The sequence below is a fragment of the Mesorhizobium sp. P2_F5 genome, from assembly GCF_056403715.1.
The window spans coordinates 1-1,291 of the sequence record NZ_JBFUEY010000054.1; the positions used below are offsets into that span (position 1 = coordinate 1).

The 1,291-nt window shown below is 58.6% G+C and carries 4 protein-coding genes and 1 tRNA gene; 1 reads left to right on the forward strand and 4 read right to left on the reverse strand.

Going from position 1 to position 1,291, the window contains the following annotated elements; translation table 11 throughout:
- From AC1DYO_RS32075 to AC1DYO_RS32090, 4 genes are all read right to left on the reverse strand, one after another.
- On the reverse strand, window positions 1-132 hold a 132-nt coding region (locus AC1DYO_RS32075), incomplete at its 3' end, for a porin (protein ID WP_366015734.1).
- A gap of 124 nt (window positions 133-256) precedes the next feature.
- Window positions 257-547: a GIY-YIG nuclease family protein gene (locus AC1DYO_RS32080; protein WP_477268668.1), complete on the reverse strand. Its 291-nt coding sequence runs from the start codon at window positions 545-547 to the stop codon at window positions 257-259.
- A 56-nt stretch (window positions 548-603) separates the two neighbouring features.
- Window positions 604-694, reverse strand: a tRNA-Ser gene (locus AC1DYO_RS32085).
- The gene (locus AC1DYO_RS32090; RefSeq protein ID WP_477268666.1) at window positions 656-943 is read right to left on the reverse strand and encodes a hypothetical protein; all 288 of its coding nucleotides are present in this window, start codon (window positions 941-943) and stop codon (window positions 656-658) included. Before AC1DYO_RS32090 ends, AC1DYO_RS32085 begins: the two co-directional genes overlap by 39 nt.
- 216 nt (window positions 944-1,159) lie before the next feature.
- Between AC1DYO_RS32090 and AC1DYO_RS32095 the strand changes: the two genes are divergently transcribed.
- Window positions 1,160-1,291: porin (locus AC1DYO_RS32095; RefSeq protein ID WP_366015734.1), on the forward strand; the 132-nt coding region annotated here is incomplete at its 3' end.

Consider the following 1,291-nt stretch of genomic DNA (forward strand, 5'->3'; position numbering starts at 1 on the left):
GCCGTAAACGTCGCAAATCTTGACGTATTCAGCCGGTTCCGGCTCGGCGACGACGACGGCGTCGGCGGCGCGCGCACCGGAAACTGCGATCAGGGCCGCAGCGGAGCCGAGAAGAAGGCTCTTGATGTTCATTTTCTGACCTCCAGTCAGAATCGAACGGAGTTGCCGAGCAGTCGACAGGCGTTTCGGTCATAATACCTTGTTATTGCTATATTTTATCGGGGAAAAGCGGGATTTTGCGACTGACTTGCGGCCGTTACCACAGGCGCCTGTTGGCGAAAGCGTGCCCCGAACCGGATTTGAGATAACGCTCGAATGAAGCTGCCCTGGCCTGATTCGAGAAGGCCATATAGGTCACAACCCGCCATGGTAGGAACTTGGACGTATGGCTGGATTTCCCCGTATTGTGTTCGGCGAGCCGTCGTTTCAAGTCAGACGTTATGCCGACATAACGTTCGCCTTTCGAACCCTCGCTCTCAAGCAGGTACACGTACCACACGAGCCGGCCCTCCTTCGCCAAGGCTTCGGAGGGCATCCTCTCCGCCATCCTGCTTCGCACGAATTGTTGGGCCTGTCCTGCGAAGCTCGAAGAGCGAAGCAGGATGGCGGAGAGGATGGGATTCGAACCCACGAGAAGCTTTTGACCTCTACTCCCTTAGCAGGGGAGCGCCTTCGACCACTCGGCCACCTCTCCGTTGCGCCGCTGGATAGAGAAAAGCGCCGGCACAATCAACAAGCCGGCGCGATAATCGTTGAAAAATCCGCATTCGGCCGAAGCGTGCTCGTTCGCCATGCGGCAATTCTGCGGCAGCTCGTAGACCGGCGAGTCGGCGGCGTGGCCGCAATTTCGGCCGGCGATCGCCGGATTCGGCCGTATTGCGAGGCCCAGGCCAAGGCTTCCGGGCCCCTCGATGGTTAACGAGAGCTTTCTGACTGAGGCCAAATCGTGTCATTTGTGCAACAACGCCAGGGGATAGCGCCCGGATAGCCCTTTTGCCGGTACGATCGTGGTTGAACGCCGCCGCCTCATGGGTAATGTCGAATTCGAAGGAGCGGCGCGGTGCGCATCTTTTTCGGTAGTGGGGATGGGGCAGGGAACGCTGTCCTTCAGCAAAGAATACCCAGACCCGTTTTTTAACTTTTGACTGGAGGTCAGAAAATGAACATCAAGAGCCTTCTTCTCGGCTCCGCTGCGGCCCTGATCGCAGTTTCCGGTGCGCGCGCCGCCGACGCCGTCGTCGTCGCCGAGCCGGAACCGGCTGAATACGTCAAGATTTGCGACGTTTACGGC

Bases quoted from the DNA above. Each gene is read 5' to 3' on its own strand.
- AC1DYO_RS32080 (WP_477268668.1), bottom strand. From the start codon at position 547: ATGGCGGAGAGGATGCCCTCCGAAGCCTTGGCGAAGGAGGGCCGGCTC.